This is a genomic window from Syntrophobotulus glycolicus DSM 8271 (genome assembly GCF_000190635.1).
Classification (GTDB): Bacteria; Bacillota; Desulfitobacteriia; order Desulfitobacteriales; family Syntrophobotulaceae; genus Syntrophobotulus; species Syntrophobotulus glycolicus.
Genome location: NC_015172.1, coordinates 3264507 through 3291029 on the forward strand (window position 1 = coordinate 3264507; position 26523 = coordinate 3291029).

Sequence of the window (26523 nt, forward strand, 5' to 3'; positions counted from 1 at the left end):
TACACTTTGAGATGACTTAATTATATCAAAATATGCTCTTTGTTTTGTAACAATACTTTTAATGATGAACTATTATTTTGGCTGCCTTACGATATCGATTACTGTTCCATCCCGGTATTCTACAACCGCTACAACCCTGTCATTAAACTCAATAGGCTCCGCCTGGCCGGTCATGGACTCGGAGATCGTTTTTAATTCTTCAATTGTCATGATATTGAGATCTGTCGCTTTCAATTTTTCTATGAGATCCTGTCTGAGCGGATTGACCGCAATTCCCCTCTCTGTCACGAGAACATCTATAGTTTCCCCCGGAGTGGTTACTGTTGTGACTTTATCTTTAACTACAGGCAGTCTCCCCTTAATTAGGTTCGTCACGACCATAGCCAGTTTTGATCCGGCGGCAGTGTCATTATGTCCGCCTGAAGCCCCCATGATTACACCATCTGATCCTGTAACGACATTGACATTAAACCCAACATCGATTTCAGTAGCTCCCAAAATCATGACATCAAGGTTATTCACAATGGCCCCCTTATCATGCGGGTTCCCGTAAAGAGAGCCGCTCATTGCCTGATGTCTGGGATTGTCCCGGTACGAAGCAACCGCTTTCAGGTCAAAACATTGTACATCAAAAAGATTTCTGAATAACCCCTCGGTCAGCATATCAACAAAGTAACCGGTAATACCGCCCGCTCCAAAGCTGCCGATAACCCCTTTTTCTTTCATAATTTTCCTTACTTCGGCTGCCACGGCAAGAGAGGTTCCGCCCGCGCCGGTCTGAAAGGATAATTCATCTTTGATATATCCGCAAGCATCGATTACCTTGGCAGCAATCTTAGCGATTTTTAACCCTACAGGATCTGATGTCACTTTAGTTGTGCCCGAAACAATCCCGGTAGCGTCACCAATAGAATCGACAACAACGACATAATCGACAAAATCCTGTGTAATATCAATCGGACAGGCAGGATATGGAGAGAGAGTATCTGTTACCGCAACTACTTTATCAGCATAAATTGCATCCGCCACCGCATAGGACAATGTCCCGCATGAAGCTTTTCCTCCTACACCATTGATATTGCCATAGGCATCGGCTTCTGGGGAAGCAATGAAGGCCACATCAATATGCAGGTCACCGCTCTCAATAGCCCTGGGACGACCACCGTGGCTCATCATTACCGCCGGGCGTTTGAGAAAACCCTGAGAAATCGCCTTGGCGACAGGCCCCGGTGAAATATAGTTAACAGAAATACCGGTAACAACACCGTTTTTCATATGTTCAACAAGCGGCTCATGAATGGGGAATATCCCCGTCGAGGCAACGTGAATATCTTTAATTCCCCTTCTGGCAATTGCTGCCATGACAAGATTGATCACATAGTCCCCATTTCTGAGATGATGGTGAAAAGATACTGTCATGCCGTCTTTCATTTCTACTTTATCCAAAACCTGATCAATGGTATCCAGCAGCTTTTTCTCTCCCGGCTTTACGGAACGCAGTCTCACAGAAGCTCTTTGTCTTTCCCCATAATTTTCAAAGGCCCCCATAAACGGTTTTGTTTTTCCATAGCCTTCTATGTATTCCGGGATCTCTCTTCCAACAGCGTTTTTCATTTCTATCCCTCTTCCGTTATATTTATGATCATTCGAAAATATCATGTATGATATCGATCTGTCTCCCATCAATGGCCGCCTTGCCAGTAAAGCCCATATTTCTGGCCCTGAGCGCGTCCTTTTGCAGACCTTCATAATCATCCCCGTCTAAAAACGGAGTATCGATCACATTCTGTTTTTGTGCCCTGCAAGCCATAACAACCCTGCTTCTGGCGTAAATAATTTCTTCGCCTTCCTTGGTTCTCTTCATGCCGAAGTCTGCCGTCAGGCCCTCTGCATTGAGATAAGCTCCGGTTATTCTCGGGGTAGAGGTAATGATATTGGTGACATATTCCAAGGCGTACGCCGTTTCGATCACAGGGATCAGCCGGATACTTCCTTGGACAAACCCCTCTTTATTTTCAATACATGTTAATTTTTTATCAATCTCATGCATCTGCTCCTGACTGGCCCTTGGGATCATAAACGCAAAAGGTTTTTCTTTGGCAATCATTTCAATATCATTTATTCCATGCTTTGTCGTCAGCGGATTAATTTTGACGATAATGTCAACTTTGGAATAATCCAAAAAAGTCAAAGCTTCTTTTACAAGCAAACGGGCACTGTCTTTATCTTCTGTAGGGACGGCACTCTCCAAATCAAAAACCACGCCGTCAGAGCTAAAAACCGGTGCATCCTGAAGCATTTTCGGATTATTTCCGGAAACAAACAAAATACTTCTTCTATATCCTCTCATTTTCTTACCCCTTCGTATAAAATTTATCGTAGACGAATACTGCTTTTTCAATTGCTGCCTGAAGCCTTGCGCGGATCACATAATCCAAAGCCCCGTTATCTTTAGCCTTGATCACAATATCGGTAACTCCCATTTCTTCGACCTTTTGGCGAATAACTTCCTCAATATGCCTGCCAAACTGTTTCATTACAACAGGCTTGCTCTGGATTTCCAACTTAACTCCGCCTTTATCGTTAGGTGAAACCATAACCATAATATCACTAGCATCAGGAGTCCCAACTTGGGCTGTTCTTGAAATTTTCATTAAATCTTCCTCCTCATTTGCAATATAACTTGACCGCTAATATCTCTATTTCCCTACCATTAGTCAGCCTAATGTTTTATTGGATAAAACAAAGTTTCACATCTCTCCTCAAAAAAAACGCCATTTTCATATAATCATCTCATTATACGAAACGGTGTTTCATGATTTTAATACATAACAAGTCCTTGTTTTACTTCTTGAAACAACGTTTTATAGAACTAGAACAAGAAAAAGCCGAATACTAATACCATTATAGCCTTTATGTTAAATCATTTAGCTTTTGTTGTCAATAACATAATATAGTAGTTCTGGCTATTTTTATATTTGGATTTGACTTATTCTTTCTTTACAGTTATAATAAGATAACTCGTTAGATATTGTGGATTTAGGAAAACCTTCTCATTTGCCTAGTGCTCAGGGAAGCGGTAAATACTTCCCAAGCAACGGGTAAATTTCAAAATTTCGGAGGGTTTTTTTTCATGTTTAATGACAAGGTATTATCTTGCAAGGACTGCGGTAGGGAATTCACTTTTTCTGCTTCAGAACAAGAGTTCTATGCGGAGAAGGGGTTCACTAACGAGCCTGGCCGTTGTCCAGAATGCCGTTCTGCAAGAAAAGCTCAAGGCAGATCAGGCGGCTATTCCCGTCAGCCAAGGGAAATGTTCCCTGCAGTATGTTCAGCTTGTGGGAAAGAAACTACAGTTCCTTTCCAGCCTACAGGCGAAAAACCGGTTTATTGCCGCGACTGCTACCAACCGCGTTCACGCAGCAATTGGTAAAATCTTTTTGCTTAAGAACCTTCCCCAGCTTTGAGCTTGGGAAGGTTTTTTTATGCTTTTTCACAAGTCGGATCAATTACCTGAAATAAAAAGGAGCTTCACCGCGAAGCTCCTTTTTACACCTTATCTCTCTGTCATCTTTATTTTTTACAATTCAAGGCCTTTTTTATCCTATTATGCAAAATGGAAAAATCCTGGATGATTTCTTTTTCGCCATTCGGCCCCGCCAGCCATTCCTCTTGCTTGATCACATAAAAACCAGGATATCCAATAGCCTCAAGCGGAACTTCTATTGCTCCGGGTATTGCTTTTTTAGGTGAATAAAAAATCTCAAACTCCAGATGCCAGGTCCAGCCCAGCTTTTCTCCTGATAAATACTCCCACAACTTTGCTTTTTGCCACGCGCCCGCACTTGGCTTTTTGCTCTTAATCAAAGGGTCAAAGAGAATATTCCACTTTCTCTCTACGAAAATGATATCCGTTCCTTTAGGATCATAAGGGGTTGGCGGGGTCCCCGCCAAAAATGCTTCCCAGTTATCCAGAGTCCCTTTAAAGGTCCTGGCTTTCGCATTATACCCATACTCATCAGTTTTGGCTAAAACAATCCCCGGAAAAGATAATACGATGGCCAGTAGCAAGACGATCAATGTCAGCTTCCTTGTTGCTTTCATAGAAATTCCCCCTAACATTTATTTGGAGGTAGGATTTCGCCATGAAAAAAGCAACACCTTGCAAGGTTGATTTATTTTCTCTTTTTCCGGTATCTTTTCTATGTTTTTACTGTTCTTGACACTTTTCTGCTTTGACCAAGGCTTTAACATGGTACTGAATGAAATCAGCTCTATAAAACATGAAAGACAGCCATCGTTAAAAGAATAACCCCAACAATGATTCTATAGACAGCAAAGCCTTTCATCGGCTTATGCTGCAGATAAGCGATAAACCGGTCAATTACGACTAACGCTACAAAAAAAGAAATGATAAAACCTACCACTAAAGCAATGATTTCTATTGAGCTTAAAATTAATTTTGTTTTTAGGAGAGAATATCCCGTTGCGACAACCATTGTTGGCAAAGCTAAAAAAAATGAAAATTCTGCGGCAGCAACCGTTGACAACCCCACTATCCAGCCGCCAATGATTGTGGAGGCTGATCTGGAAAAGCCCGGCCATATTACTGCGAGGCTTTGAAATAAGCCAATGATTACCGCCTGTCGATAGGTCACATCTTCCACTTTTACTGTTTTGTGATGATTCCTATACCTCGTCTCCGCAAACATCATCCAGAATCCGCCTGCTAAAAGGGACGCTGCGACAGGGACAGGGCTCATTAACAAAGTTTCTATTTTGTCATGGAGCAAAAAGGCAATCAGGCCCGTCGGAATAAAAGCGACGATCAGACTCGACCATAGCTTGAACCCGTATTCCCCCGGTTTTAGATTGTTTAAGGATTGAAAAATCCGTTTTCTGTATAAAACGATAACGGCCAAAATTGCTCCCAATTGAATAACGATTTGGAAAAGCTTGGCAAAGTCTCCCTCAAAATTAATAAAATGTCCTACAATGATCATGTGGCCCGTCGAGGATATCGGCAAAAACTCTGTTATCCCTTCAACTATACCAATAATAACAGCCTTAATCATGAACAAAGTATTTGTATCCATTTCTTTGTACTCCTTATCTTTTATTTCTATTTATCGTCAGTCAGCCCGCCATCGCCGAAAACAGGTATCGGTTCACCAAGATAGGTCGGTTTAGGCCGGATAATCCTGACCCAAAGGAAATCCTTATTCCTTGCTATAATCTCCCTTAGCTTGTAAGTATCCATGACCTGTCCGTAATCATGCCTGTCTGCACTCACTCCCCCAGCCTCAATTCCCAATCCCCGGGCATCAAAGACCGCTCTTTTGAGGTGATATTCCTGCGTTACAATAATCAGCCTTTGTACTTTGAAAATATCCCTGGCTCTATACATGCTTTCATACGTACTGAAACCGGCATGGTCCATAAAAATATCCTGAGCCGGTACTCCCTTATGTACTAAAAAGCTTTTCATTGAATTTACTTCATCATAATCACTTTGCCCGTGATCCCCACTGACAATAATTTTTGGGGCCTTGCCCATTTTATACAGTTCATCTCCCACTGCCAGCCTGTCTTCAAGCATTCCTGAAACAGTCCCATTGGGCAGCACATAAGCGCCCAGGATCAGGATTGCCTCAGCTTGAGGAATCTCATCCAAGGAGCAAATATATTCCGCGCCTTGTTTTTCAACGTAATGGTTAACAGCAAAGATATATGTACTGAGGGAAATTGTTATGCCCAGTAAAAATAATATCATTTTCCTGAGCTTCTTTTTCTTCAATCGTTTATTATTCATTTCTCCGCCGTCGATCACTTTCACCTTTTCAGCATGCTTTCTATCCCTAAAACCTGTTTTCTTTAATTGGTCATTTCCTTATCCTCATGATTATACTATAAATAGCCTCACTAAATCCAAACAATAAGTAAAGAGATAATTCTGCGCCTACTGAATAATCCTTATTTCTCATAAATATGAAGAGATTCAAATCAGTCATTTTCATCCAGGAAGAAAAAATTTTAATTTGTTTACTTTTGCTTCGATTATACATCCTTCACATCACGTGATATATTGGAGATAAGAGGAGATAACCAGATTTGATCGCAGTGATGAAGAAATTACCTTTTAGGATTATAATAAATATGTCGCCACAATTTGGCAGCCAAAATGTGCGAAAAAACGATCAGAAGATCGTCATAGGGGCTTATTGCTAATGAAATTTTTGGGGGGATAAAATTTGATCGTAATTAAAACTGCGGAACAAATCGAGTTGATGGCCGAAGCCGGAAAAATATTGAGTTCCTGTCACAGGGAACTGCGCAAAATCATTCGTCCGGGTATAACCACTGCGGAGATCGACCGCTTTGCGGATGACTTCATCCGGTCTCACGGAGCGAAAGCTGAGCAAAAAGGTTACAAAGGCTATCCCTTTGCTACCTGTGCTTCAGTCAACGATGAAATCTGCCATGGATTCCCCAATCAAACCCCTCTACGGGAAGGGGATATTGTTACTATAGATATGGTTGTCAATCTTAGGGGTTGGCTGGCTGATTCTGCCTGGTCTTATCCGGTCGGCCGGATATCCGGGCAGGCTGAAACTCTCCTCAGAGTAACGAAAGAGTGTCTTTATATTGGGATAGAAAAGGCCGTTAAGGGCAATCGTCTGGGGGATATTTCCCATGCCATTCAGGCCCATGCAGAATCGCACGGCTTTTCCGTGGTCCGTGAGTTTACAGGACACGGTATAGGGGCAAATATGCATGAAGATCCTCAGGTCCTTCATTATGGCCGCCCCAACAGGGGCCTTAGGCTTAGTGAAGGAATGGTTTTTACCATAGAACCAATGGTTAATTTGGGTGCTTATCATCTGACCATTGATCAAAACGGGTGGACGGCCAGGACGGCAGACGGCAGCCTGTCTGCCCAATATGAGCATACCTTAGCCATCACCGAGAACGGCACCTTGGTGTTAACTGAACAGGACTGACCGATTGAACGGCGGGCCTTTTGGAGGAAATTTTGCTTAAATATGGACTCTTTGCGTCAAATATGCTAATATTGATAATATAGATAATTGCATTGCATATTATCATCGATTATCGCTTATTATCTTTGTTTTAACGATAACTGTGTCAAATGTCAGTTGTGATTAATTATTTGTGTCTCGAATTTCTTCGTCCTTCCTTGCCAATTGTTTTTCAGAAGGTTAAAATGAAGGAAATCGTGTCGCCAATTATGATTGAAGGAGGCTTGGCAGTGGAATCAGAAGATTACAAACTGATTGTTACCATTGTGAACAAAGGTAAAGGGGAAAAGGTAGCGGATATCGCCCACCAAGCCGGAGCTCAAGGAGGAACCGTTCTCTATGGTCGCGGAACGGCGGTTCGTTTATTGTTAGGAATCAGTATCGAACCGGAAAAAGAAATCTTTCTGACTTTGATTCAAAAAGAGAATGCTCAGGCGGTGCTGGACGCTATTGTGAAAAAAATGAATTTAAATGAACCCCATAAGGGAATTGCTTTTATGCTTTCTCTTGATCAAGTAACGGGCATCAATAAAGGAGAATGAAGCTACCGGCAGGCAGCGGAAACTAGGAAGAATACAAATAGCCGTATAAATGAAGAAGATGCCTGAAGAGTTGCTTCCACAGACTGAGATCTGCGAAATGCGCTCAGAGGATCTTCTTTTTATTTTGAGAAGGGGGGACCCGGAAAAATAATACGATGAAAGGGGATACAACTAGTGCTCAATATGGAACAGCATATTGCCTATTGGCAAGTTATCGCGGCAGTAGTTATCTTTCTCACAAGCTACGCCATCATTGTTTCGGAGAAAATCAATCGCTCTATTATTGCCCTGTGCGGCGCACTCCTCATGATTATATTAGGTATTGTAGACCTGCATGACGCCTATACGGAGCATATTCACTGGGCGACCATCTTCCTGCTTCTTGGTATGATGATTTTAGTTGGGATTACAAACAAAAGCGGAATTTTTCAATATATTGCAGTCAAAACCGCACAAAGCGCCAAAGGAGATCCGGTGAAAGTATTGGTAAGGCTTGCCTTGCTGACAGCTGTCGGGGCAGCTTTTATCGATAATGTAACTACCGTTTTGTTGATTACACCCATTACGATCGGTATTGCCCGGGTTTTACATGTCCGGCCTTTTCCTTTTCTCATCACGGAGATCTTTATCTGCAATATCGGCGGTGCCGCTACTTTGGTGGGAGACCCCCCCAATATTATGATTGGCGTAGCGGCAGACATTTCCTTTAATGATTTCCTTTTTCATATCACACCTATCATTATCATTATTACGCTTATTACAATCGCTTTTTTAAAATTTTCCTTTGGCAGACAGCTCCATGTAGAGGAGCAATATAAACAGCAGCTGATGGACATTGATGCGAAAGAATATATCCGGGATATGGTTCTGGCCAAAAAATCCCTCTTTGTTTTTACTCTTACCTTATTGGGCTTTGTCCTGCATCAGTTTGTGCACTTGGAACCGGCGGTGGTCGCTTTGTCCGGCGCTACCCTTTTGATGCTTATCGGTGTCAAAGAAGGCGACCTGGAAGAAGTCTTTCATACGGTAGAATGGGTAACCATTTTCTTCTTCGCGGGCTTGTTCATATTGGTAGGAGGCTTGGTTGAAGTCGGTATTATCGGCAAAGCCGCTTCATGGATGATAGAAGTTACCGGCGGAGATATGGGTCTTACCTCCCTGGTCATCATGTGGGGGGCCGGTTTGGCTTCCGCTTTTATTGACAATATTCCCCTTGTGGCCACCATGATTCCCATGCTTCAGGACATGATTGTTCAGTTATCTCTGCCCCAAGTGGAAGCATCCACCCTCTGGTGGTCTCTATCCCTGGGAGCTTGTTTGGGCGGTAACGGTACATTGATTGCATCCTCCGCAAATTTGATTGTGGCTTCAATTGCGGCTAAAGAAGAAGCGCCCATTTCATTCATAGAATTTCTCAAAGTAAGCATTCTAGTCACCCTGATGTCTTTAGTGCTGGCAACCGTCTACGTGTATGTGGTGTTTATTAAACTGGGTTTTGCGTGATCATCCAGCTGTTGATAAAGATAAAGTGATCATAAGCAATATCAATACCCTTATTTTCTTCAAAATTAACATCCGCCTCTCTAAAATCCTATCCTCCGGTAATGATTTCATCTGAATAATCGTCTCCAACCGCCCTTCCAGTATCTTATACCCGCTTCCTCCATGATACCACATGAATTTCTCTCCTAAAAATATTGACCAAGTAATATCAATATGTTAAAATGTAGGTTTTCGTTTTATTCTATATATGGTATACTTAAAAGGAATCGTCAAAGGAGGCGGATTATATGTTTCAAGTCGGAGATAAAATTCTGTATCCGATGCATGGAATTTGTATAATTGATGCTGTAGAAAAGAAAGAGCTTTTCGGCCAACAGGAGCTTTGCTACATTCTGAATATCCAAAAAGCAAACATGAAGATTACTATTCCTGTAGATAAAGCTACAAAAATAGGAGTCCGCAAGGTAGTCGGACCCGAGATCTTAGAAAATATACTCAATAGTTTCAACCTTGGAGATACAGATTCCAACATTTTTGAAAACCAAAGATACTGCAAGGAAATCAATAAAAAGAAATTTAAAACTGGGAACATCAACCAAGGTACTGAAATCATTCGTGATTTGACTCGTAAGAGCCGAAGGACCAAACTCGGACAAGACGACACAAATATGTTGGACAACGCTCGACGGGTTTTTGTCAGTGAGCTGATGGAGGTAAAGGGTCTTGCTCTGGAACAAGCGGTCTATTTACTCGACGAAGCGCTGAATTCCAAATAAGAGGCTCTCGTTGGAAATTAACACTGTTTTTTCTTCCGGGAGTATCCGTATTTCAATTTGCTTTCTTGGAAATGATATTGGCTCGAATATCTGTGTTGACTCTGCTGTTGTTGAAACCGTGCTTGAATGCCCGAGAACCTTTTGGGCTTTCCTATCTATAATGATGAAATCATTGTTTCCTTTTGTTTCTATGACCGTACTGCCAATACCCACAATTACTCTATACGCAGCTTTTGTTCCTTCATTTACTGCCTTTCCTGTAGAATCAACCATTACATCCCGTGTTGCTGATGCTATTTTCTCACCCGGAAAGTCAATCTCAAACTGATTCTCTTTTCCATTAAGATTGATCTCAATTGATACTGATTGGTTGACTAATTCCAGATTATGTGGAACTTTAACAACGCCATAATCATCACCTGTTACTGTCACCCCAAACCCACCCTTAGTCTCATCCATATGTTCCAGAAAATTTCGGGGGCCGTCCTTACGCTCAATCCCTTTAACAACGATAATGTTTGACAACTGTATATTTCGGCCTTTATATACAAAGGTTATAGAATTCCTGTCAAAGGCAGCTTTCTGAAAAACGACTTTTTCATCTCCTAAATCAACCTGCTGGTTTAACTTAGATATAAACCCTTCTTGCTCTAATTGAGCCTCGTTATTCAATTGAACCCCTCCTGACCCCAGCGGCGAGCAGCCGGTTATATAGAACGCCCAAAGAATGCACAAAAACCATAAAATACTGTGTTTAGGTGGATTCATTGTTTTTCCCCTCATCCTTCATTAGGCTTATTTTTTATTTTTAGATTTCATATAATCTCTTGCGTTTTTTATTCCCCCAAACTCAGTAAACATTTCCGTGATTTTCTCTTTTTCTATTTCCCTGGAATTTAAGCCTTCATACTTTGCCTCTCTCTTAAGCTTTTTATAGTTCTGCAGGCGTTCTTGGGTAATCAGACCTTCTTCAATAGCTTTTTTGACTGCGCAGCCCGGCTCATTCTCATGCAGACAGTCTTTGAATCTGCAGCGTTCGGCAAACTCATCGATATCCGCGAAGGTCTTCACAAGGTTTACACTTTCCGCGCCGATTTCGCGCATTCCCGGTGTATCTATAACCGCTCCACCGGAAGGGATAACGATTAGCTCGCGTCTTGTCGTCGTATGTTTTCCCTTATCATCTTTTCTAATCTCTCTCGTTTCCATTGCGTTTTCACCAAGAAGGCGGTTAATCAAGGTTGATTTTCCGACACCGGAGGAACCTATAAATGCAACCGTCAAACCCGGTGAAATATACTTCAGGATTGCATGATATCCATCCTCTGTCATGCTTGAGGTGACCACAATATCAACACCCGTCGCAACACTTTGGATTTCCGTAAGTCTTTCAGGAAGATCATTACATAAATCCGACTTTGTCAGTATCACTACAGGCACTGCTCCGCTGTCCCAAGCAATCGAAAGATAACGCTCCAACCTTCGCAGATTGAAATCATGATTGAGAGACATGCAGATAAAAATGGTGTCAATGTTTGCGGCCACTACTTGAACATCGTGGGAAGTTCCTGCCGCTCTGCGAACAAATAAGCTTTTTCTCGTCAATATTTTATGGATAATGGCATTGCCATGCTGCTCATCCTCCCGGTCGACCATAACAAAGTCACCGACCGCCGGATAATCCGACGACTCATCGGAAGAATAGCGCAGCTTTCCGGATATTTGCGAGAGGACTTCAGATTTTTCTGTTGCTACATTATACAAATCTTTGTATTGGGCAACAACTCTCCCCAAATAAAGCCCTCCATGGAATGTCGATTCTTGAAGGAATCTCTCCGAGAATCCTAAATTTATTAATTTCTTATTCAAAATTCCACCTTCTTATCCGTCCATCTTATTGATACAGACTATGGTCTCTCGGTTTGGCAAAGTCGCCATCCCTCCTAATTTGATAGCTCGAATAGCCCATTTTGTTTATTGTAAATATACACCTCACCGGTCTCTATCATATAATACCACCCATAAATTGAAAGGGTTTTTTCTGTATATTTTTCTTGAATAAAAGGGTATGTTAACAAGTTTTTCATCTGCTCTAAAATATTAATTTGCTCTGTCATCCATTCTCGTTTTCCTTTTTCTTCAATAACATCGGCTAAGACTTTATTTTTAACAGGAACTGCTAGCTCCAACCACTTTTTTGTATGCGGAATTGTACTTAATATTTCATCAGGTAAATACAGAGATCTGCATCCTCCACAATTTGAGTGCCCGCACACAACAATATGTTGTATCTTTAGAACCTTTACGGCATATTCAATTGCTGATGTCGTTGATAAATACTCCTGTGATTTTCTATACGGCGGAACGATATTGGCAATATTTCTTACGACAAATAATTCTCCAGGCAAAGTTTGCGTAATTAAATTTGGATCTAACCTCGAATCGGAGCATCCGATAAATAAAGTGTGCGGATTTTGGGCTTCCCTTAACTCCTCAAAAAGTTCTTTATGTGTTTCAAAATCATTCTCCTTGAATTTGTTTAATCCTTCTAAAAGCTTCTGCATAATTAATCATCCTTTAATTCTATCTCCATTCGATACATTCAATGATATTCCATACTAATGCAAAGGAAACAGCATGTGTTCGCAAAAGATCTAAGCAAATTTCCTGTGGACGTCCGTAAATCTATCATTTCTTTTACAGACAGTACTAATATTTTCATTAAACTCTCTTATAAATCAATTCCACACTATTAATTTGAACATAAGGACCAGGAATAATCTTCTCATTGCTTATCCAGAATATTTTACTCCATCACCAATGAATTTATTGATTTCGGCATCAAAGGTTAATATCCTGCCAATAACAGGAAAACAATAAAAAACCAGCATTCTTGTACTTAAAGAACCCTCATTCAATTGCGCTTTACAATTTATTCAGCTTTTCCCCTGCTCCAGAGCTTTAACCAAATAATGCCCGGTATGGGACTTCTTATTTCGGGCAATTTCTGTGGGAGTTCCTTCGGCCACGATCTCCCCTCCCCGGTTGCCGCCTTCCGGACCGAGATCAATGATATAGTCTGCCGTTTTAATCACGTCCAGATTATGCTCAATAACCAAAACTGTATCCCCGGCTTCTACCAGACGGTGCAATACCAGCAGAAGTTTATCCACATCGGCGATATGCAACCCTGTAGTCGGCTCATCCAGAATATAAATGGTCTTGCCCGTGCTGCGCCGGGAAAGCTCTGTTGCCAGCTTGATTCTTTGGGCCTCTCCTCCGGAAAGTGTGGTGGCCGGCTGTCCCAGCTTGATATAGCCCAGGCCGACATCAAAAAGAGTTTGAAGTTTGCGGGCGATTCGGGGAACCGCGCTGAAAAACGCTAAAGCCTCTTCGACGGTCATATCCAAGACTTCCGCAATATTCTTGCCTTTATAGCGTACTTCTAAGGTTTCACGGTTATATCTCTGGCCCCGGCAGATTTCACAGGGCACATAGACATCCGGTAAGAAATGCATTTCAATCTTGATAATGCCGTCCCCCCTGCAAGCTTCACATCTTCCGCCTTTTACATTGAAGCTGAAGCGGCCCTGTTTATATCCCCGTATTTTTGCTTCGGGAACCTGAGAAAAAAGCTCGCGAATCAAATCAAAAACACCTGTATAGGTTGCCGGATTTGACCTGGGAGTCCTGCCTATTGGCGACTGGTCGATATCAATGACCTTATCAACATATTCCAATCCTTTTATCTGCTCATATTTCCCGGGCTTGATTCTGCTGCTTTGTCCGATCTCATTCATCAATCCTTTATAGATGACTTCATTGACAAGGGAGCTTTTACCTGACCCCGAGACTCCGGTTACGCAAGTAAACAATCCCACCGGAATTTTAGCTGTTATTCCTTGCAGGTTATTCTCCGCCGCTCCTTTGACTTCCAGCCATTTGCCATTGGCCGTCCGGCGTTCTTCAGGAACGGCGATTTTTCTTTTGCCGCTAAGATATTGACCGGTTATTGATTCCGGGACTTCCTTGATCTCGGCAACCGTTCCCTGGGCAATGATCTTTCCTCCATGAGCGCCGGCTCCTGGTCCGATGTCGATAATGTGGTCGGCTTCCAGCATGGTATCCTCGTCATGTTCGACAACCAGGAGGGTATTGCCGAGATCCCTCAGATTTTTCAAGGTAGACAAAAGACGGGCATTATCCCGTTGATGAAGACCTATGCTGGGCTCATCCAAAACATACAGTACACCGGTCAAGCTCGACCCGATCTGAGTGGCAAGGCGGATCCTCTGCGCCTCGCCCCCGGACAATGTTCCTGCCGCTCTGCCCAAGGTCAGGTAATCCAAACCGACATTGACCAAGAAGCCCAGCCTCTCCTTGATTTCTTTTAAGACCTGGCGGGCGATAACCTGTTCTTTTTCGGAGAGCTGAAGCAATTGGATAAACTCCAGCAGTTCACTGATATTCAAGTCCGTCATTTCCACAATGGAGATTCGTCCGACTTTGACAGCCAGCGCTTCCGGTTTCAGGCGTTTTCCGGCACAGACCGGACATGGCTTTTCCGTCATATAGCTTTCTATCTCCGAACGGACATAATCTGAGGTGGATTCCTTGTGTCTGCGCTGAAAATATGGAATCAACCCTTCGAAAGGGGCCTTCCAAACCTTTAGCTCATCAAAAATATTGTGATAGGTGAACCTAATGGGGACATCGGAACCATATACCAGAGCCTGCCACTGTTCTTCCGTAAAATCCTGGACGGGCCGGTCCATGCTGAACCCCAATTTCTCGGCCAGCCCTTCCAACAGAGCGGGATAATAATTCGAGCTTGATTTTGCCCAGGGTACGATGGCTCCTTCATTAATTGATTTACTGCGGTCCGGTATGATCAAGCCGATATCCGCTTCCAAATTAGCGCCCAGACCGGTACAAGCGGGACAAGCTCCATAAGGGCTGTTAAAAGAAAACAGCCTTGGCGAAATCTCTTCCAGAGCAATCCCGCAATCCGGACAGGCAAAATTCTCACTGAATAAAAGCTCCTCATGATCGATCACGTCGATAACGACTGTCCCTTCGGCCAGCTTAAGAGCTGTTTCTAAAGAATCCGCCAGACGGGCGGCACTTTCATCCTTTTTCAGGGAAATCCTGTCAACCACTACCTCAATCGCATGTTTTTTATTCTTTTCCAAGGTTATTTCTTCACTGAGATCACGCATTTCTCCATCAATCCGCACCCGTACATAACCGTTTTTGCGCGTCTGTTCCAAAAGCTTGGTATGCTCCCCTTTTTTACCCCTGACAACAGGAGACAGAATCTGCATTCTGGTTTTTTCAGGATAGGTCAGCAGTTGGTCCACCATTTGCTGGATTGTTTGCTGGCTGATCTCCTTGCCGCATTTAGGACAATGAGGATGGCCGATTCTGGCATAAAGAAGCCTCAGATAATCATAAATTTCCGTCACGGTTCCGACTGTCGAACGGGGATTGCGGGTAGTCGTCTTCTGATCTATGGAAATTGCGGGAGATAACCCTTCAATATCATCGACATCCGGCTTGTCCATTTGTCCCAAAAACTGACGCGCATAAGCGGAAAGGGATTCCACATATCTTCTTTGCCCTTCGGCATAGATGGTGTCAAAAGCAAGAGAGGATTTCCCTGAGCCGGATAAGCCGGTAACAATCACCAGCTTATTGCGGGGAATATCTACATCCATATTTTTTAAATTATGCACACGTGCACCGCGCACCTTGATATACTCCTGTGCCATAAAACCTCCGCTCAAACATTTAATATTTATATTTATTCTAATTATAGAATAAACCATTTCATTTGTCCCATTTTTGCGCTTGGGATTATCCGGATATTATTTTCGGCGCCTTCCCTTATGGCCATAGACTGGACCAGGATTCCCTGCCGCCTTGCCGCCTTTAGACGAGGATAAGGCTTTTCTGCGTCCCTTGGCTGTTTCACCCTTTAATTCAATGATCGCATCCCGCAGCTCCGCAGCCCGTTCAAAATCCAGGTCTTTCGCTGCTTTATACATCTCCGCTTCAAATGCTTGAATCAGTTTTTGCCGTTCTTCAGGAGAAACTTCCCCTGTTTTTCCGTACCCGGCTTCTTTTTCGGCCGCCCTCGTGGCTTCCGGAACCTCGTAGATTTGCTTACGGATGGTTTGCGGTGTGATCACATTTCTGACGTTGTATTCATTTTGAATTTTCCGTCTGCGATTCGTCTCCTCAATAGCAATTTTCATCGATCTTGTTAGCTTATCCGCATACATGATTACTTTACCGTTTGCGTTACGGGCCGCCCTTCCTATGGTCTGGATCAATGAGCTTTCCGAACGCAAAAAACCTTCCTTGTCCGCATCGAGAATAGCGACTAAAGACACCTCAGGCAAATCCAGACCTTCCCTGAGAAGATTGATTCCGACAATGATGTCGATTTCACCCAATCTCAATTCCCGCAGAATCTCCATTCGCTCTAAAGCGGATATATCGGAATGGAGGTATCTGACCTTCATGTTCAGCTGTTTAAGATAGTTCGTCAGCTCCTCCGACATTCTTTTTGTCAGGGTAGTGACGAGTATTCGTTCATCCCGGTCTATGCGCAGCCGGATTTCCCCGATCAAATCATCGATCTGTCCTTTAATCGGACGAACATCCACTTCGGGGTCCAATAATCCGGTTGGTCTGATGATCTGTTCAACCGAAACCGGACTATGCTCCAACTCGTAAGGCCCGGGAGTGGCACTTACATATATCCTTAAGGGGGTATACTGTTCGAACTCGTTAAAGCGCAAGGGCCTGTTATCCAGTGCTGAAGGCAGCCTGAAGCCGTAGTCGACAAGCGTTTCTTTACGGGAACGGTCACCTTCGTACATCCCTCTGATCTGGGGCAGAGTCCGGTGAGATTCATCGACAAACAGCAGGAAGTCTTTAGGAAAGAAATGCAACAGTGTGTAAGGCGTCTCTCCAGGCTCCCGAAAGGTCAAATGACGGGAATAGTTTTCAATTCCGTTACAAAAACCCAGCTCCCGTAACATCTCCACATCATAACGGGTTCTCTGTTCCAGTCTCTGTGCTTCGACCAGCTTTTCCCTCCCTCTTAAGACCTGAAGTCTTTCCTCCAGTTCAATTTCAATATTGCCTACAGCCTTGAGAAGTTTTTCCCGCTCTGTGACATAGTGGGAATTGGGGAAAATGGAGACATGTCTTCTTTCTCCCAGGATTTCTCCTGTTAACACATTAACCTCATAAATGTGCTCTATCTCATCTCCGAACAGTTCTACTCTAATTGCTTTTTCACTTGATGAGGCCGGACAGATTTCCACAATATCTCCACGGACCCTGAATGTTCCCCGGGCAAAGGCGATATCGTTACGGTCGTATTGGATCTCGACCAGCTTTCGTAAAATCTTATTGCGGTCAATCTCCTGATTTTGTCTCAAAGAGAGGACCATATCCCGGTACTCGTCCGGGGAACCCATGCCGTAGATACAGGATACGCTGGCGACAACAATGACATCCCGTCTTTCAAACAGGGCGGCTGTCGCTGAGTGCCGAAGCTTTTCGATTTCCTCGTTAATGGAGGCATCCTTTTCAATATAAGTATCACTGAACGCGACGTAGGCTTCCGGCTGATAATAATCATAATAACTGACAAAATATTCAACTGCATTTTCCGGGAAAAATTCTTTGAACTCACAGTAGAGCTGGGCAGCCAAAGTCTTATTATGAGCCAAAACCAAGGCAGGTTTATTCGCCCCGGCAATGATATTGGCCATGGTAAAGGTCTTGCCGGAACCGGTAACGCCAAGCAAGGTTTGGTGCTTTTTTCCCTTTAAAACTCCGGCGGTCAGCTTGTCCACCGCTTGCGGCTGATCTCCTTCCAAACGATAGGGGGCATGCAGGTTAAAATCCATCTCAGTCACTCTTTCCCACAAAAATACTCGATAGTTAATTATATCATTTAACCTGAATGAAAGCATTTTTAGGAGCACTCATCTCACAGGATATCTCGTCATTGCTCTTAAAACCAGCTTTTATAATCGCTTTTGATTTCTTATCCCGAAATAAAATTTTACTCATCTTGATCTGAGCCGTTTCTCCGCATGCGGATAGAACCTTTAAAACAAATTATATTAGCTGTGCCAGGATACTATTTAGAATGTCCGTGCGTAATTTATCCATGCCCTCAAAATTAGCACATTTGTTCATCAGATTTTTCAGTTCTATTCTCTTTTTTCGGTAAGCTTCCAGTGTTTTGACGATTTCCCGGCCGTGTTCATCTGTCAGGCCCTGTTCTTCCAGCCCATTCGGATCTCCTCTCCAGATAGCGAGATTTTTCTCCGGAAATACGATGCCGATTAAAGAGTCTGTGAACAAGGGATGGACAACAATATCTGCCGCCTGCCCCATGCTCCTGGTCTCCTTGAAAATATCTCCCAGTATTCTGTTTGGATCTTCCGTTTCCAGGCAAATGCAGTCATATTGTTTTAAATATCTGGGGGCGAGATTCAGCCAACCCTCAATCTGTAAAGCATGCAGAAATAAAAACGAAATCGCTTCTTTCTTGATTGCCAAGAGAATTCTCTCCAGTTCTCCTGTCTGCCCCGCCTTATTGACAGTGCTTTCGGACATCCCTTCTCTTGTAATTGCTTTGTTGAAAATATGCTCCAACTTAAAGTCCTTGCTTATTGTTTCATCTTTATACTCTATACTCAATTGATATAATAATTTTGTTTCCAGAGCCTCAAGCTCAAATTCGATTTTTGCAATTTCATTTTTATATTTGCCCGCTTTGATCCGGTCGCAGAAGCGATTCGTATCGATAAGCCGGACATCCCCTTCGGCGAAATTGATGTCATCAGTAGCAAATTCTTTTACATCAAGCAGACAAATTTGTTGTTTGGGCAGCAGAAATCCTGCAACTGAATCCGGGTCCCTGATGGATCGAATATAATCCAAGTCATAACCCCTGTCCAGAAGCTGAATTCCTATCAGCTTGATCATCGTCGATTTTCCTGTTCCCGGTCCTCCTTGAAGCAAATATGTATGTTTTCTTTTTGCCAAAAGCTTTGGCAGTAATGAAATATATCCATTAGGGGTAAAAGCCTCAATAAAATAATGGCGAACGCCAACCATATTTCCCACTTTTGATCTTCCTCCAGTCCACTTCTGTTTATTTATTTTATGCATAACAAAAAGCCGGGGATACACCCCGGCAGATTATCTTGCCATTATTTTATGATTTCATTTTTGATCTTATGACTTCTGCCGCTTTTTGCAGCTGGGTATCAAGCTTATTGTCCGAAGGCAGAATAGTCGGCTTTTCTCCTTCTTTAAGCTGGACAGCAATATCTGGCTCAATGCCGATCTTATGAATATCGTTCTTGTTGGGCGTAAGGTACTTATCGGTCGTCAGCTTGACACTGGTCATACTATCAAGTTGAAAGACCGTCTGGACTACTCCTTTGCCATAAGTTTTTTGCCCGATCAAGGTACCGGTCCCATAATCCTTGACAGCGCCGGAGACAATTTCCGATGCTGAAGCAGTGTACTCATTCGTCAGAACAACAAAAGGAAGGTTCAAGTACTGGGCAGTCGATTGCTTAGTTTCGGTTTTGCCTTGATTATCCACGATATGAACGATGGGACCTTGGGGAACCAGCATGCTCGCTACCTTCACTGCCGCATTGACTTCACCGCCATAATTATAACGCAAATCAATAATCAGGCCCTGACAATTCTTAGCAAGTAATTCCTTGACCACCTTTTCAAACTCATCTCCGGTCTGGGCGGAAAAGCTCGCTATATTGATTAAGCCTATTCCTGAAGATCCCGGCAGGATCTCCCCCTCTACTGTAGGCACATCAATATATTCTCTTGTCATGGTGACATTAAACTCACTGTTTGTTTTTGGCCTTACAACACCAACTGTCACCTGGGTTCCGGGTTCCCCGCGCAAGATGGCAATTGCCTGGTCCTGACTGATGGCGGATACTTCCGTACTATCAATTTTGTAGATAATATCCCCTGCTTCCAGTCCTGCTTTTTCAGCGGGGGAATTTTTGACGGCCCGCATAATCACCAGCTTTTGCGGATCAGCAGTGCTGATATGGACCCCTACTCCGCCTATCCTGCCTTGAATAGAATTCATCAGGATAGTATTTTCTTCTTCATTTTGAAAGGAACTATACGGATCAAGGGAACTCAGCATTCCTTTGATTGCCCCGTCTACAAGCTCTTCTCCGCTCGCTCCGTTCAGATACTGTGTCTCAATCAAATGAACCACGGCAACAAGCCGGCCCAAGTGTTTATAGTTGGTCATCGCCAACCCGGCTACAGCCAGAACGATAACCAGACACAAGATGAGGCCGACTACAGCGGCCTGTTTGAATGCTCTCAGCCATTTTGTTTTATCAGACAAATTATCCACCTGCCAAATTGTTGATCCTTCTTAAGGCTATTATATGCTTGTATTCTATTGGAAATACCCCAATGGATTAACTGGATTTCCATTTTGTCTGATTTCAAAATGGAGATGCGGTCCTGTGCTCCATCCTGTGGAACCGACATAGCCTATCGTCTGTCCGGGTGAGACTGCGGCACCATTGGCAATGGCAATTGAAGACATGTGCCCGTATAATGAGGAGAGTCCATTACCATGATTAATAATCACCGCATTACCGTATGCGCCGTACCATCCGGCAAAAATCACCTCTCCGGTGCCGGCAGAGACGATCTTGGCCGACGCCGGTGCGCCAATATCACAACCGGTATGCAGTTTGTTTTGGCCTGTAATCGGATGGGTCCGATATCCGAACGGACTTGTGATATACCAATATCCCGGTGTGGGCCAAGTCGATATGCTGCCCTTGACTCCGGGATTATCTTTTTGGAGCTGACGGATCTTTGCTCCCAGAGCCTGGGAATCCGCCTCCAATTTTTCTATCTGTGTAATCAGATCGTCCTGTTGCTTTTTATTCATTGCCAAGGCTGTTTCCTGTTTGCCTTTACGGTCGCTTAAATACGTTTTAGCATTTTCAGCTTCAGATTTAAGCTTCTCTGTTTCCGCTAACTTTACCGTAAGCTCAGCTTTTTTATCCTTTAACTCCTCTTGCTGTCCTCGTATCCCGCCGAGAATATTTTGATCATTTTCGACCAGGCAGCCCAAATATTCTACTCTGGAAATAAAATCTGAAATGCTCGTTGAATTGAATATGACTTCCAAATAGTTTACCTGTCCATTTTCATAGATGGCCCGTACTCTCTTCTGCAATGTGACCTGTCTTTGCTCCAGCTCCTCTGTCTTCTTTTCGACATCTTGCTGGACGACAGCAACATTTTTTTGAGCCAGTTTATATGCATTTTCTTTTGCGGTTAAATCCTTCTCCGCCTGAGAAATCTGAGATTTTAGAGTGTCAATTGTCTTCTCCATCTTTTCCGCGCCATTAGTAAGGGTATTCAACTGAGACTGAACCGTATTTTGTTTTTGACTGAGTTCCTGCTGCTGCTGCAGAAAATCATCCAATTCGTCGGCACATACAGGTAAAACAGGGGCCGCGAAAACAAACAGACTGATCACCAAGGCTATTCTGCCTTTTTTATGTAAAAACATCTTCTCACCTCTCTAAACCATTTCTGAGACTTATTTATCATCATCTTTACTTTGCTCAATCTTTAGTTTCGGTCACTTTTTCTAGAAATTCAGGAATTTTCTCATAGAAATCGCTGTTCCCAAAACGCCCAGGGTAATGCCGATTAAGAGCATGGCGCCTAAAACACCGAAAACGAATAAAGCATCGGATACAATTGGGACAAAGGTCAGTGTGGTAATGATATAATCCATCAGTCCGGAGTATGTCACTCCCACAATAATGATCGCAAAGACTGCTCCCAGAAAGCCCATAAACACGCCCTCCACAAAGAACGGCCACCTGATAAACGCATTACTTGCCCCGACCAGCCGCATGATACGGATTTCCTTTTCCCTGGAATAGACATTGGTTTTAATGTTTAATGAAATCAAAATCAGAGAAGCGCCGGCAAAAGCAATAACAACCCCGATCCCGATCATGCGGAGCCAATCTGTAAACTTCAGGAGGTCTTCCAGAATCCCCTCTCCATACCGGACTTTTTCGACTCCCTGAATTCCGGATATGGAATTTGCAATGTCCTTCACAAGATGGGCATCGGAAGATACGATCGAAAATTTATCCGGTAAGGGGTTTACTCCCCCCATATCCTCCACCAAAGATTCCGAACCCATAGAATTTTGAAAGTCAGGCAGCGCCTGCTCTTTCGTAATCAATGTCACTGTCGCGACTCCGTTTAACCGTTCAATCCGTCCCCGGATTTCCTCAATTTGCTCCGGTGTGCTGTTGTCCTCTATAAAAACTGCTATTTCCACCTGAGATTCAAAATTTTTGGCGATATTTGAGGTGTTGGCCAAAAAAATAAAAGAGAACCCCAGCAGAACCAGTGCTATTGTCAACGTGAGAATGGAAGCAACGGTTAACCATATATTCCGTTTCAGGGATAATAAGGCTTGTTGGATGATATAACCAGCTGAATTAACTGCCAAAGTAGGGTACCTCCTCAGCAATGTCTTCGGCTACTGTACTGCCTTCGATTTTGATTACCCTTTTTTTCATTTGTTCAACAATGTGCAAGGCATGGGTGGCCATCACAACAGTTGTTCCGAGCTTATTGACTTGAGTGAGGAGATCCATAATCCCCCATGCCGTATCCTGGTCCAGATTCCCCGTCGGTTCATCAGCAACCAGAAGCTGAGGTTTGTTAATAATGGCCCTGGCTACACAAACCCTTTGCTGTTCTCCGCCAGAAAGCTCATTGGGGAATACATTGCCTTTTTTACTCAACCCAACCAGCTCCAGCATATTGGCAGTATTATTTCTGATCTCGCGCGACGACTTCCCAATAACTCTCTGCGCAAAGGCGATGTTTTCAAAAACCGTCTTATTGGGCAGCAGCTTAAAATCCTGAAACACTACCCCGATTTTGCGCCTGAACATGGGAATATCCTTGGATTTGAGCCTGACGAGATTGACATTGTTTATGATGACCTGTCCGCGGGTTGCAAATTCTTCCCTATACAACAGTTTGACTAAAGTAGACTTTCCCGCTCCACTCTGCCCAACCAAAAAAACAAATTCCCCTTTTTCAATGTTCAGGTTGACATTAACCAAAGCCTTCGCGCCATTTGCATATATTTTGGAAACATTCCTAAGCTTGATCATTTTGTCCTCCTTGAAACCGGCAAAAGCACCACATTAAAATCTACTTTAAAATTTCCTCAATCTATATTTATTTCGACACTATACCACATTCTCCTGTCAATTCCCTTTGGAAATTTTTTTCGGCCAAAAAATCAGGTTATGTCCGCTAACCCTTTCTTGTTCGTACTTCCTTAACCGCTTTGATGATGGCCTCTTTTGTCAGGTTGTATTTGATTAAAAGTTCCTCCGGTTTTCCTGACTCCCCAAAAGTATCTTTCAGTCCCACTCTTTGTATCGGCACCGGGCAGTTTTCACCCAAAACTTCGGCAACCGCGCTTCCCAGCCCGCCAATAATATTATGCTCTTCAGCCGTGACTACCGCCCCGGTTTCTTGGGCCGCTGTGACGATTGTATCTGTATCCAGAGGTTTAACTGAGGCACAATTCACTACGGTAACCAGGATTCCCTCCCCGGCCAGTTCCTCAGCAGCCTCCAAGGCCTTGGCCGTCATCAGGCCATTGGCAATAATCGCCGCATCTGTGCCCTTCTTCAGAACATTTGCCTTGCCGATTTCAAACTTATAGCTGCCATCGAAGATGACGGGCACAGCAAGTCTCCCCATCCTGATGTAAACCGGGCCATGGTAATTGGCGGCAGCAATCACCGCTTCTCTTGTCTCTGTGGCATCGGCCGGGACTAATACTGTCATATTGGGGACACTGCGCATCAGGGCAACATCTTCCACCGCCTGATGTGAGGCCCCGTCTTCCCCCACACTGATACCGGCATGGGTAGCAGCTATTTTTACATTAAGCTTTGGATAAGCAATGGAATTGCGGATTTGTTCAAATGCTCTGCCTGTAGCAAATATAGCAAAGGTACTGGCAAAAGGAATTTTTCCCGCCGCGGCCAGTCCTGCCGCAACTCCCGTCAAATTCTGTTCGGCAATTCCCATATTAAAAAATCTTTCCGGATAAACCTTAGCAAAATCAGCTGTCTTGGTCGATTTTGACAAATCGGCGTCCAGAACGACAATCTGCTCGGAACGCGCCCCCAGTTCTACAAGAGCCTTGCCGTAGGCATCACGTGTTGCAATTTTTTCCGTCATGACTGTCCGCCCCCTTTTAATTCGCTCAGCGCAATCTCCGTTTGCTCGGCATTCGGAGCATTCCCGTGCCATCCGGCCTGGTTCTCCATAAAAGAAACGCCCTTGCCCTTGATTGTTTCCGCAATGATGATGGTTGGCTTATTCTTGACTGCTCTTGCTTCGGCACATGCATCCAGGAGCTGACGGACATCATGCCCGTCAGCCTCAATCACATGCCAGCCGAAAGAACGCCATTTGTCTGCCAGCGGCATGATATTCATTACTTCGGAATTGGGCCCGTCAATCTGCAGGCCATTATGATCCAGAATCGCCAGCAAATTGTCCAGTTTATAATGAGCGGCGGACATAGCAGCTTCCCAGACAAGCCCCTCGGCCATTTCCCCGTCTCCCAAAAGCGCGTATACCCTGGCGGAGGCTTGGTCAAGCTTACCGGCCAAAGCCATGCCGCAGGCCGCGGAAATGCCTTGTCCCAAAGAACCGGTTGACATATCCACCCCCGGAATCTTTTTCATATCCGGATGTCCCTGCAGCAGATGACCGGCCTTCCGCAAATATTTCAGCTCTTCCCGGGGGAAAAAGCCTTTTTCAGCAAGTGCCGCGTAAAGAACCGGAGCGGCATGCCCTTTACTGAGGACAAAACGGTCTCTTTGCGCCCAGCCGGGATTTTGCGGATCGACATTCATTTCAGCAAAGTACAGTACGGCGACGATTTCTGCTGCTGACAGGCTTCCGCCCGGATGCCCAGACTTGGCCTGAAAAAGCATCTCTATAATATCCCGGCGCATGATATTTGCCATTTTCTCCAGATATTTCACATCAGCTTCTGCCATTTTTTGTCCTCCTGCAAGTCCATGATATAAATTTTTTCATTTTTATTTTCCGGCAACAGCCTTCCGGGCATTTTGTTTCAAATAGGCGGAAATAAAAAGATCAATTTCCCCATCCATTACACTATTGACATTACCTGTCTCCGTATTTGTCCGGTGATCCTTAACCATGCTGTACGGGTGAAACACATAGGAACGGATCTGGCTGCCCCAGGCAATATCATTTAATTCTCCTCTGATCTCCAGTAATTCTTCTTCCTGCTGTTTCCGTTTGAGCTCCAGAAGTTTTGCCTGAAGTATGCGCATGCAATATGCCCTGTTCTGAATCTGGGAGCGTTCACTCTGGCATTGAACGATGATCCCTGAAGGAATATGCGTAATCCGCACGGCGGAATCTGTCTTATTGACATGCTGTCCCCCAGCGCCGCCGGAACGGTAAGTATCTACTTTCAGATCTTCGGAATCAATATTAATTTCCATGTCTTCGTTCACTTCAGGAATGACATCAACAGAAGCAAAAGAGGTATGCCTGCGTCCGGAAGAATCAAAGGGGGATATGCGCACCAAACGGTGCACACCTTTTTCACATTTGGCATAACCAAAAGCGTTCTCTCCGGCCAAAGAAAATGTCACACTCTTGATCCCTGCTTCCTCTCCCGGCAGCAAGTCCAAGGTTTCTACCTTGTACCGGCGCCGTTCTCCCCAGCGCAGGTACATTCTGTAGAGCATTTGAACCCAATCCTGGGCCTCCGTTCCCCCTGCCCCGGAATGCAGGGTGATAATCGCATTATTTCGGTCATATTCACCGCTTAAAAGAATTTCCAGCTCCAGTTCATCATATTGGGCCCTGATCCTGTGGATGTCCTTCACAATTTCATCCTCCAGAGAGGAATCATCTTCTTCCATGGCCATCTGCCATAAGACTTCCAAATCTTCGGTTTCAGTTTTAAGTTCTCCAAATAATGCTACTTTATCCTTATTTCCGGTCAGTTCCTGCATGATCTTCTGGGCATTGCTCCGATCATCCCAAAAATCCGGTCTGTTCAGTTCTTCTTCCAATTGTCCGATCTTAACTTCCCGTGCAGGGACGTCAAAGAGAAACCCTCAAATCCGCAAGACGCGCTACTAGGTTCTCGATCTCTTTTTTCCAGTCAGCAAGCATTTTACCACTCCTCACAAAATATATTAATCAGTTTTCGTTTCTTGGCTCTTCGCCTCCTCCAGAAACGCTTTTCCGCCCGGACTCAGTCTGCTCTCAGTTTGAGCCTTTTAGCCGTCCCTTGACAATATGCTATCTTTATAATAATAAAGGGAGGTTTTGAAAATGTCCACCCGATTTTAGGGATAAATCCGCATATCCATCATCAGACTGCATCCGGTGTCCTCTCCACTTGCAAGTTAAATAATGATTTACTATGCAGCACGGATAAATGTACCATTTTTCTCAACAAATGTTATGATATAAACAAAATTATAGAGA

At 43.9% G+C, this 26523-nt stretch carries 24 protein-coding genes; 5 read left to right on the plus strand and 19 right to left on the minus strand.

All coding sequences use genetic code 11. The features are described from left to right. Positions 1-72: 72 nt before the first annotated feature. From citF to citD, 3 genes are read right to left on the minus strand one after another with little or no spacing between them, the layout of a single operon-like run. A complete protein-coding gene (gene citF, locus SGLY_RS16160; RefSeq protein ID WP_041444861.1) occupies positions 73-1614 on the minus strand; it encodes a citrate lyase subunit alpha in 1542 nt (513 codons plus the stop codon). Between the two features lie 28 nt (positions 1615-1642). After that, entirely contained in the window at positions 1643-2350 is a 708-nt protein-coding gene (locus SGLY_RS16165; RefSeq protein WP_013626219.1) for an HpcH/HpaI aldolase/citrate lyase family protein, read from the minus strand. 4 nt (positions 2351-2354) lie between these two features. After that, the gene (gene citD / locus SGLY_RS16170) at positions 2355-2654 is read right to left on the minus strand and encodes a citrate lyase acyl carrier protein (RefSeq protein ID WP_013626220.1); all 300 of its coding nucleotides are present in this window, start codon (positions 2652-2654) and stop codon (positions 2355-2357) included. Between the two features lie 479 nt (positions 2655-3133). Between citD and SGLY_RS16175 the strand changes: the two genes are divergently transcribed. Continuing rightward, positions 3134-3433: a zinc-ribbon domain containing protein gene (locus tag SGLY_RS16175; protein ID WP_013626221.1), complete on the plus strand. Its 300-nt coding sequence runs from the start codon at positions 3134-3136 to the stop codon at positions 3431-3433. Between the two features lie 140 nt (positions 3434-3573). Here SGLY_RS16175 and SGLY_RS16180 read toward each other — a convergent pair whose 3' ends face one another. From SGLY_RS16180 to SGLY_RS16190, 3 genes are all read right to left on the minus strand, one after another. Next, positions 3574-4104: a hypothetical protein gene (locus tag SGLY_RS16180; protein WP_013626222.1), complete on the minus strand. Its 531-nt coding sequence runs from the start codon at positions 4102-4104 to the stop codon at positions 3574-3576. A gap of 170 nt (positions 4105-4274) precedes the next feature. Beyond that, positions 4275-5096, minus strand: coding sequence for an undecaprenyl-diphosphate phosphatase (locus SGLY_RS16185; RefSeq protein ID WP_013626223.1), 822 nt, complete (start codon positions 5094-5096; stop codon positions 4275-4277). A 26-nt stretch (positions 5097-5122) separates the two neighbouring features. After that, positions 5123-5773: a SanA/YdcF family protein gene (locus tag SGLY_RS16190; protein WP_013626224.1), complete on the minus strand. Its 651-nt coding sequence runs from the start codon at positions 5771-5773 to the stop codon at positions 5123-5125. Positions 5774-6251: 478 nt separating this feature from the next. Here SGLY_RS16190 and map point away from each other — a divergent pair, with 478 nt between their 5' ends. The 4 genes from map to SGLY_RS16210 all read left to right on the plus strand — a co-directional run bounded on the left by map (position 6252) and on the right by SGLY_RS16210 (position 9861). Then, entirely contained in the window at positions 6252-7001 is a 750-nt protein-coding gene (map, locus tag SGLY_RS16195) for a type I methionyl aminopeptidase (protein ID WP_013626225.1), read from the plus strand. A gap of 224 nt (positions 7002-7225) precedes the next feature. Next, positions 7226-7582: a P-II family nitrogen regulator gene (locus SGLY_RS16200; RefSeq protein WP_013626226.1), complete on the plus strand. Its 357-nt coding sequence runs from the start codon at positions 7226-7228 to the stop codon at positions 7580-7582. A gap of 183 nt (positions 7583-7765) precedes the next feature. Then, the gene (locus tag SGLY_RS16205; protein ID WP_041445515.1) at positions 7766-9085 is read left to right on the plus strand and encodes an ArsB/NhaD family transporter; all 1320 of its coding nucleotides are present in this window, start codon (positions 7766-7768) and stop codon (positions 9083-9085) included. A 287-nt stretch (positions 9086-9372) separates the two neighbouring features. After that, positions 9373-9861, plus strand: coding sequence for a CarD family transcriptional regulator (locus SGLY_RS16210; protein ID WP_013626229.1), 489 nt, complete (start codon positions 9373-9375; stop codon positions 9859-9861). Here the strand turns inward: SGLY_RS16210 and SGLY_RS16215 are convergent. The 13 genes from SGLY_RS16215 to prfB all read right to left on the minus strand — a co-directional run bounded on the left by SGLY_RS16215 (position 9832) and on the right by prfB (position 26205). Continuing rightward, complete coding sequence (locus SGLY_RS16215) at positions 9832-10533, minus strand: hypothetical protein (protein ID WP_041444865.1); 702 nt, start codon at positions 10531-10533, stop codon at positions 9832-9834. The two genes, SGLY_RS16210 and SGLY_RS16215, sit on opposite strands and share 30 nt — an antisense overlap. A gap of 123 nt (positions 10534-10656) precedes the next feature. Then, on the minus strand, positions 10657-11730 hold the full coding sequence (gene rsgA / locus SGLY_RS16220; protein WP_013626231.1) for a ribosome small subunit-dependent GTPase A: 1074 nt from the start codon (positions 11728-11730) through the stop codon (positions 10657-10659). A gap of 74 nt (positions 11731-11804) precedes the next feature. Continuing rightward, positions 11805-12425: a carbonic anhydrase gene (locus tag SGLY_RS16225; RefSeq protein ID WP_013626232.1), complete on the minus strand. Its 621-nt coding sequence runs from the start codon at positions 12423-12425 to the stop codon at positions 11805-11807. A gap of 372 nt (positions 12426-12797) precedes the next feature. Continuing rightward, the gene (gene uvrA / locus SGLY_RS16230; protein ID WP_013626233.1) at positions 12798-15632 is read right to left on the minus strand and encodes an excinuclease ABC subunit UvrA; all 2835 of its coding nucleotides are present in this window, start codon (positions 15630-15632) and stop codon (positions 12798-12800) included. A 96-nt stretch (positions 15633-15728) separates the two neighbouring features. Next, positions 15729-17789 (minus strand): excinuclease ABC subunit UvrB, encoded by a 2061-nt coding sequence (gene uvrB, locus SGLY_RS16235; protein ID WP_052298655.1) that lies wholly within the window; start codon positions 17787-17789, stop codon positions 15729-15731. Positions 17790-18003: 214 nt separating this feature from the next. Then, positions 18004-19020 (minus strand): hypothetical protein, encoded by a 1017-nt coding sequence (locus SGLY_RS16240; RefSeq protein WP_013626235.1) that lies wholly within the window; start codon positions 19018-19020, stop codon positions 18004-18006. Between the two features lie 91 nt (positions 19021-19111). After that, positions 19112-20296 (minus strand): S41 family peptidase, encoded by a 1185-nt coding sequence (locus SGLY_RS16245; protein WP_013626236.1) that lies wholly within the window; start codon positions 20294-20296, stop codon positions 19112-19114. A 54-nt stretch (positions 20297-20350) separates the two neighbouring features. After that, on the minus strand, positions 20351-21487 hold the full coding sequence (locus tag SGLY_RS16250; RefSeq protein WP_013626237.1) for a murein hydrolase activator EnvC family protein: 1137 nt from the start codon (positions 21485-21487) through the stop codon (positions 20351-20353). 81 nt (positions 21488-21568) lie between these two features. After that, positions 21569-22453 carry a permease-like cell division protein FtsX gene (ftsX, locus tag SGLY_RS16255; protein ID WP_013626238.1) on the minus strand — a complete coding sequence of 295 codons (885 nt, stop codon included), beginning with the start codon at positions 22451-22453 and terminating at the stop codon, positions 21569-21571. Continuing rightward, positions 22443-23129, minus strand: a complete 687-nt coding sequence (ftsE, locus tag SGLY_RS16260; protein ID WP_013626239.1) for a cell division ATP-binding protein FtsE — start codon at positions 23127-23129, stop codon at positions 22443-22445. The genes ftsX and ftsE overlap by 11 nt, the downstream gene beginning before the upstream one ends. A gap of 145 nt (positions 23130-23274) precedes the next feature. Further along, positions 23275-24216 carry a transketolase family protein gene (locus SGLY_RS16265; RefSeq protein ID WP_013626240.1) on the minus strand — a complete coding sequence of 314 codons (942 nt, stop codon included), beginning with the start codon at positions 24214-24216 and terminating at the stop codon, positions 23275-23277. After that, a complete protein-coding gene (locus SGLY_RS16270) occupies positions 24213-25046 on the minus strand; it encodes a transketolase (RefSeq protein ID WP_013626241.1) in 834 nt (277 codons plus the stop codon). The genes SGLY_RS16265 and SGLY_RS16270 overlap by 4 nt, the downstream gene beginning before the upstream one ends. 42 nt (positions 25047-25088) lie before the next feature. Next, positions 25089-26205, minus strand: a protein-coding gene (gene prfB / locus SGLY_RS16275) for a peptide chain release factor 2 (RefSeq protein WP_013626242.1) whose coding sequence is annotated in 2 segments (ribosomal slippage) — positions 25089-26135 and positions 26137-26205 — 1116 coding nt in all. Because the reading frame shifts where the segments join, the coding sequence is not laid out codon by codon here. Positions 26206-26523 lie beyond the last annotated feature (318 nt).

Excerpts from the sequence above, each read along its gene's own strand:
- SGLY_RS16210 (WP_013626229.1), top strand. The coding sequence starts at position 9,373 with ATGTTTCAAGTCGGAGATAAAATTCTGTATCCGATGCATGGAATTTGT.
- SGLY_RS16175 (WP_013626221.1), top strand. The coding sequence starts at position 3,134 with ATGTTTAATGACAAGGTATTATCTTGCAAGGACTGCGGTAGGGAATTC.
- SGLY_RS16265 (WP_013626240.1), bottom strand. The coding sequence starts at position 24,216 with ATGACGGAAAAAATTGCAACACGTGATGCCTACGGCAAGGCTCTTGTA.
- SGLY_RS16270 (WP_013626241.1), bottom strand. The coding sequence starts at position 25,046 with ATGGCAGAAGCTGATGTGAAATATCTGGAGAAAATGGCAAATATCATG.
- citD (WP_013626220.1), bottom strand. The coding sequence starts at position 2,654 with ATGAAAATTTCAAGAACAGCCCAAGTTGGGACTCCTGATGCTAGTGAT.
- uvrA (WP_013626233.1), bottom strand. The coding sequence starts at position 15,632 with ATGGCACAGGAGTATATCAAGGTGCGCGGTGCACGTGTGCATAATTTA.
- uvrB (WP_052298655.1), bottom strand. The coding sequence starts at position 17,789 with ATGGATTTTAACCTGCATGCCCCCTATCGTTTGGAAGGAGATCAGCCG.
- SGLY_RS16190 (WP_013626224.1), bottom strand. The coding sequence starts at position 5,773 with ATGATATTATTTTTACTGGGCATAACAATTTCCCTCAGTACATATATC.
- SGLY_RS16250 (WP_013626237.1), bottom strand. The coding sequence starts at position 21,487 with ATGTTTTTACATAAAAAAGGCAGAATAGCCTTGGTGATCAGTCTGTTT.
- SGLY_RS16180 (WP_013626222.1), bottom strand. The coding sequence starts at position 4,104 with ATGAAAGCAACAAGGAAGCTGACATTGATCGTCTTGCTACTGGCCATC.
- SGLY_RS16200 (WP_013626226.1), top strand. The coding sequence starts at position 7,226 with ATGAAGGAAATCGTGTCGCCAATTATGATTGAAGGAGGCTTGGCAGTG.
- SGLY_RS16165 (WP_013626219.1), bottom strand. The coding sequence starts at position 2,350 with ATGAGAGGATATAGAAGAAGTATTTTGTTTGTTTCCGGAAATAATCCG.
- SGLY_RS16205 (WP_041445515.1), top strand. The coding sequence starts at position 7,766 with ATGGAACAGCATATTGCCTATTGGCAAGTTATCGCGGCAGTAGTTATC.
- citF (WP_041444861.1), bottom strand. The coding sequence starts at position 1,614 with ATGAAAAACGCTGTTGGAAGAGAGATCCCGGAATACATAGAAGGCTAT.
- SGLY_RS16225 (WP_013626232.1), bottom strand. The coding sequence starts at position 12,425 with ATGCAGAAGCTTTTAGAAGGATTAAACAAATTCAAGGAGAATGATTTT.
- SGLY_RS16185 (WP_013626223.1), bottom strand. The coding sequence starts at position 5,096 with ATGGATACAAATACTTTGTTCATGATTAAGGCTGTTATTATTGGTATA.
- ftsE (WP_013626239.1), bottom strand. The coding sequence starts at position 23,129 with ATGATCAAGCTTAGGAATGTTTCCAAAATATATGCAAATGGCGCGAAG.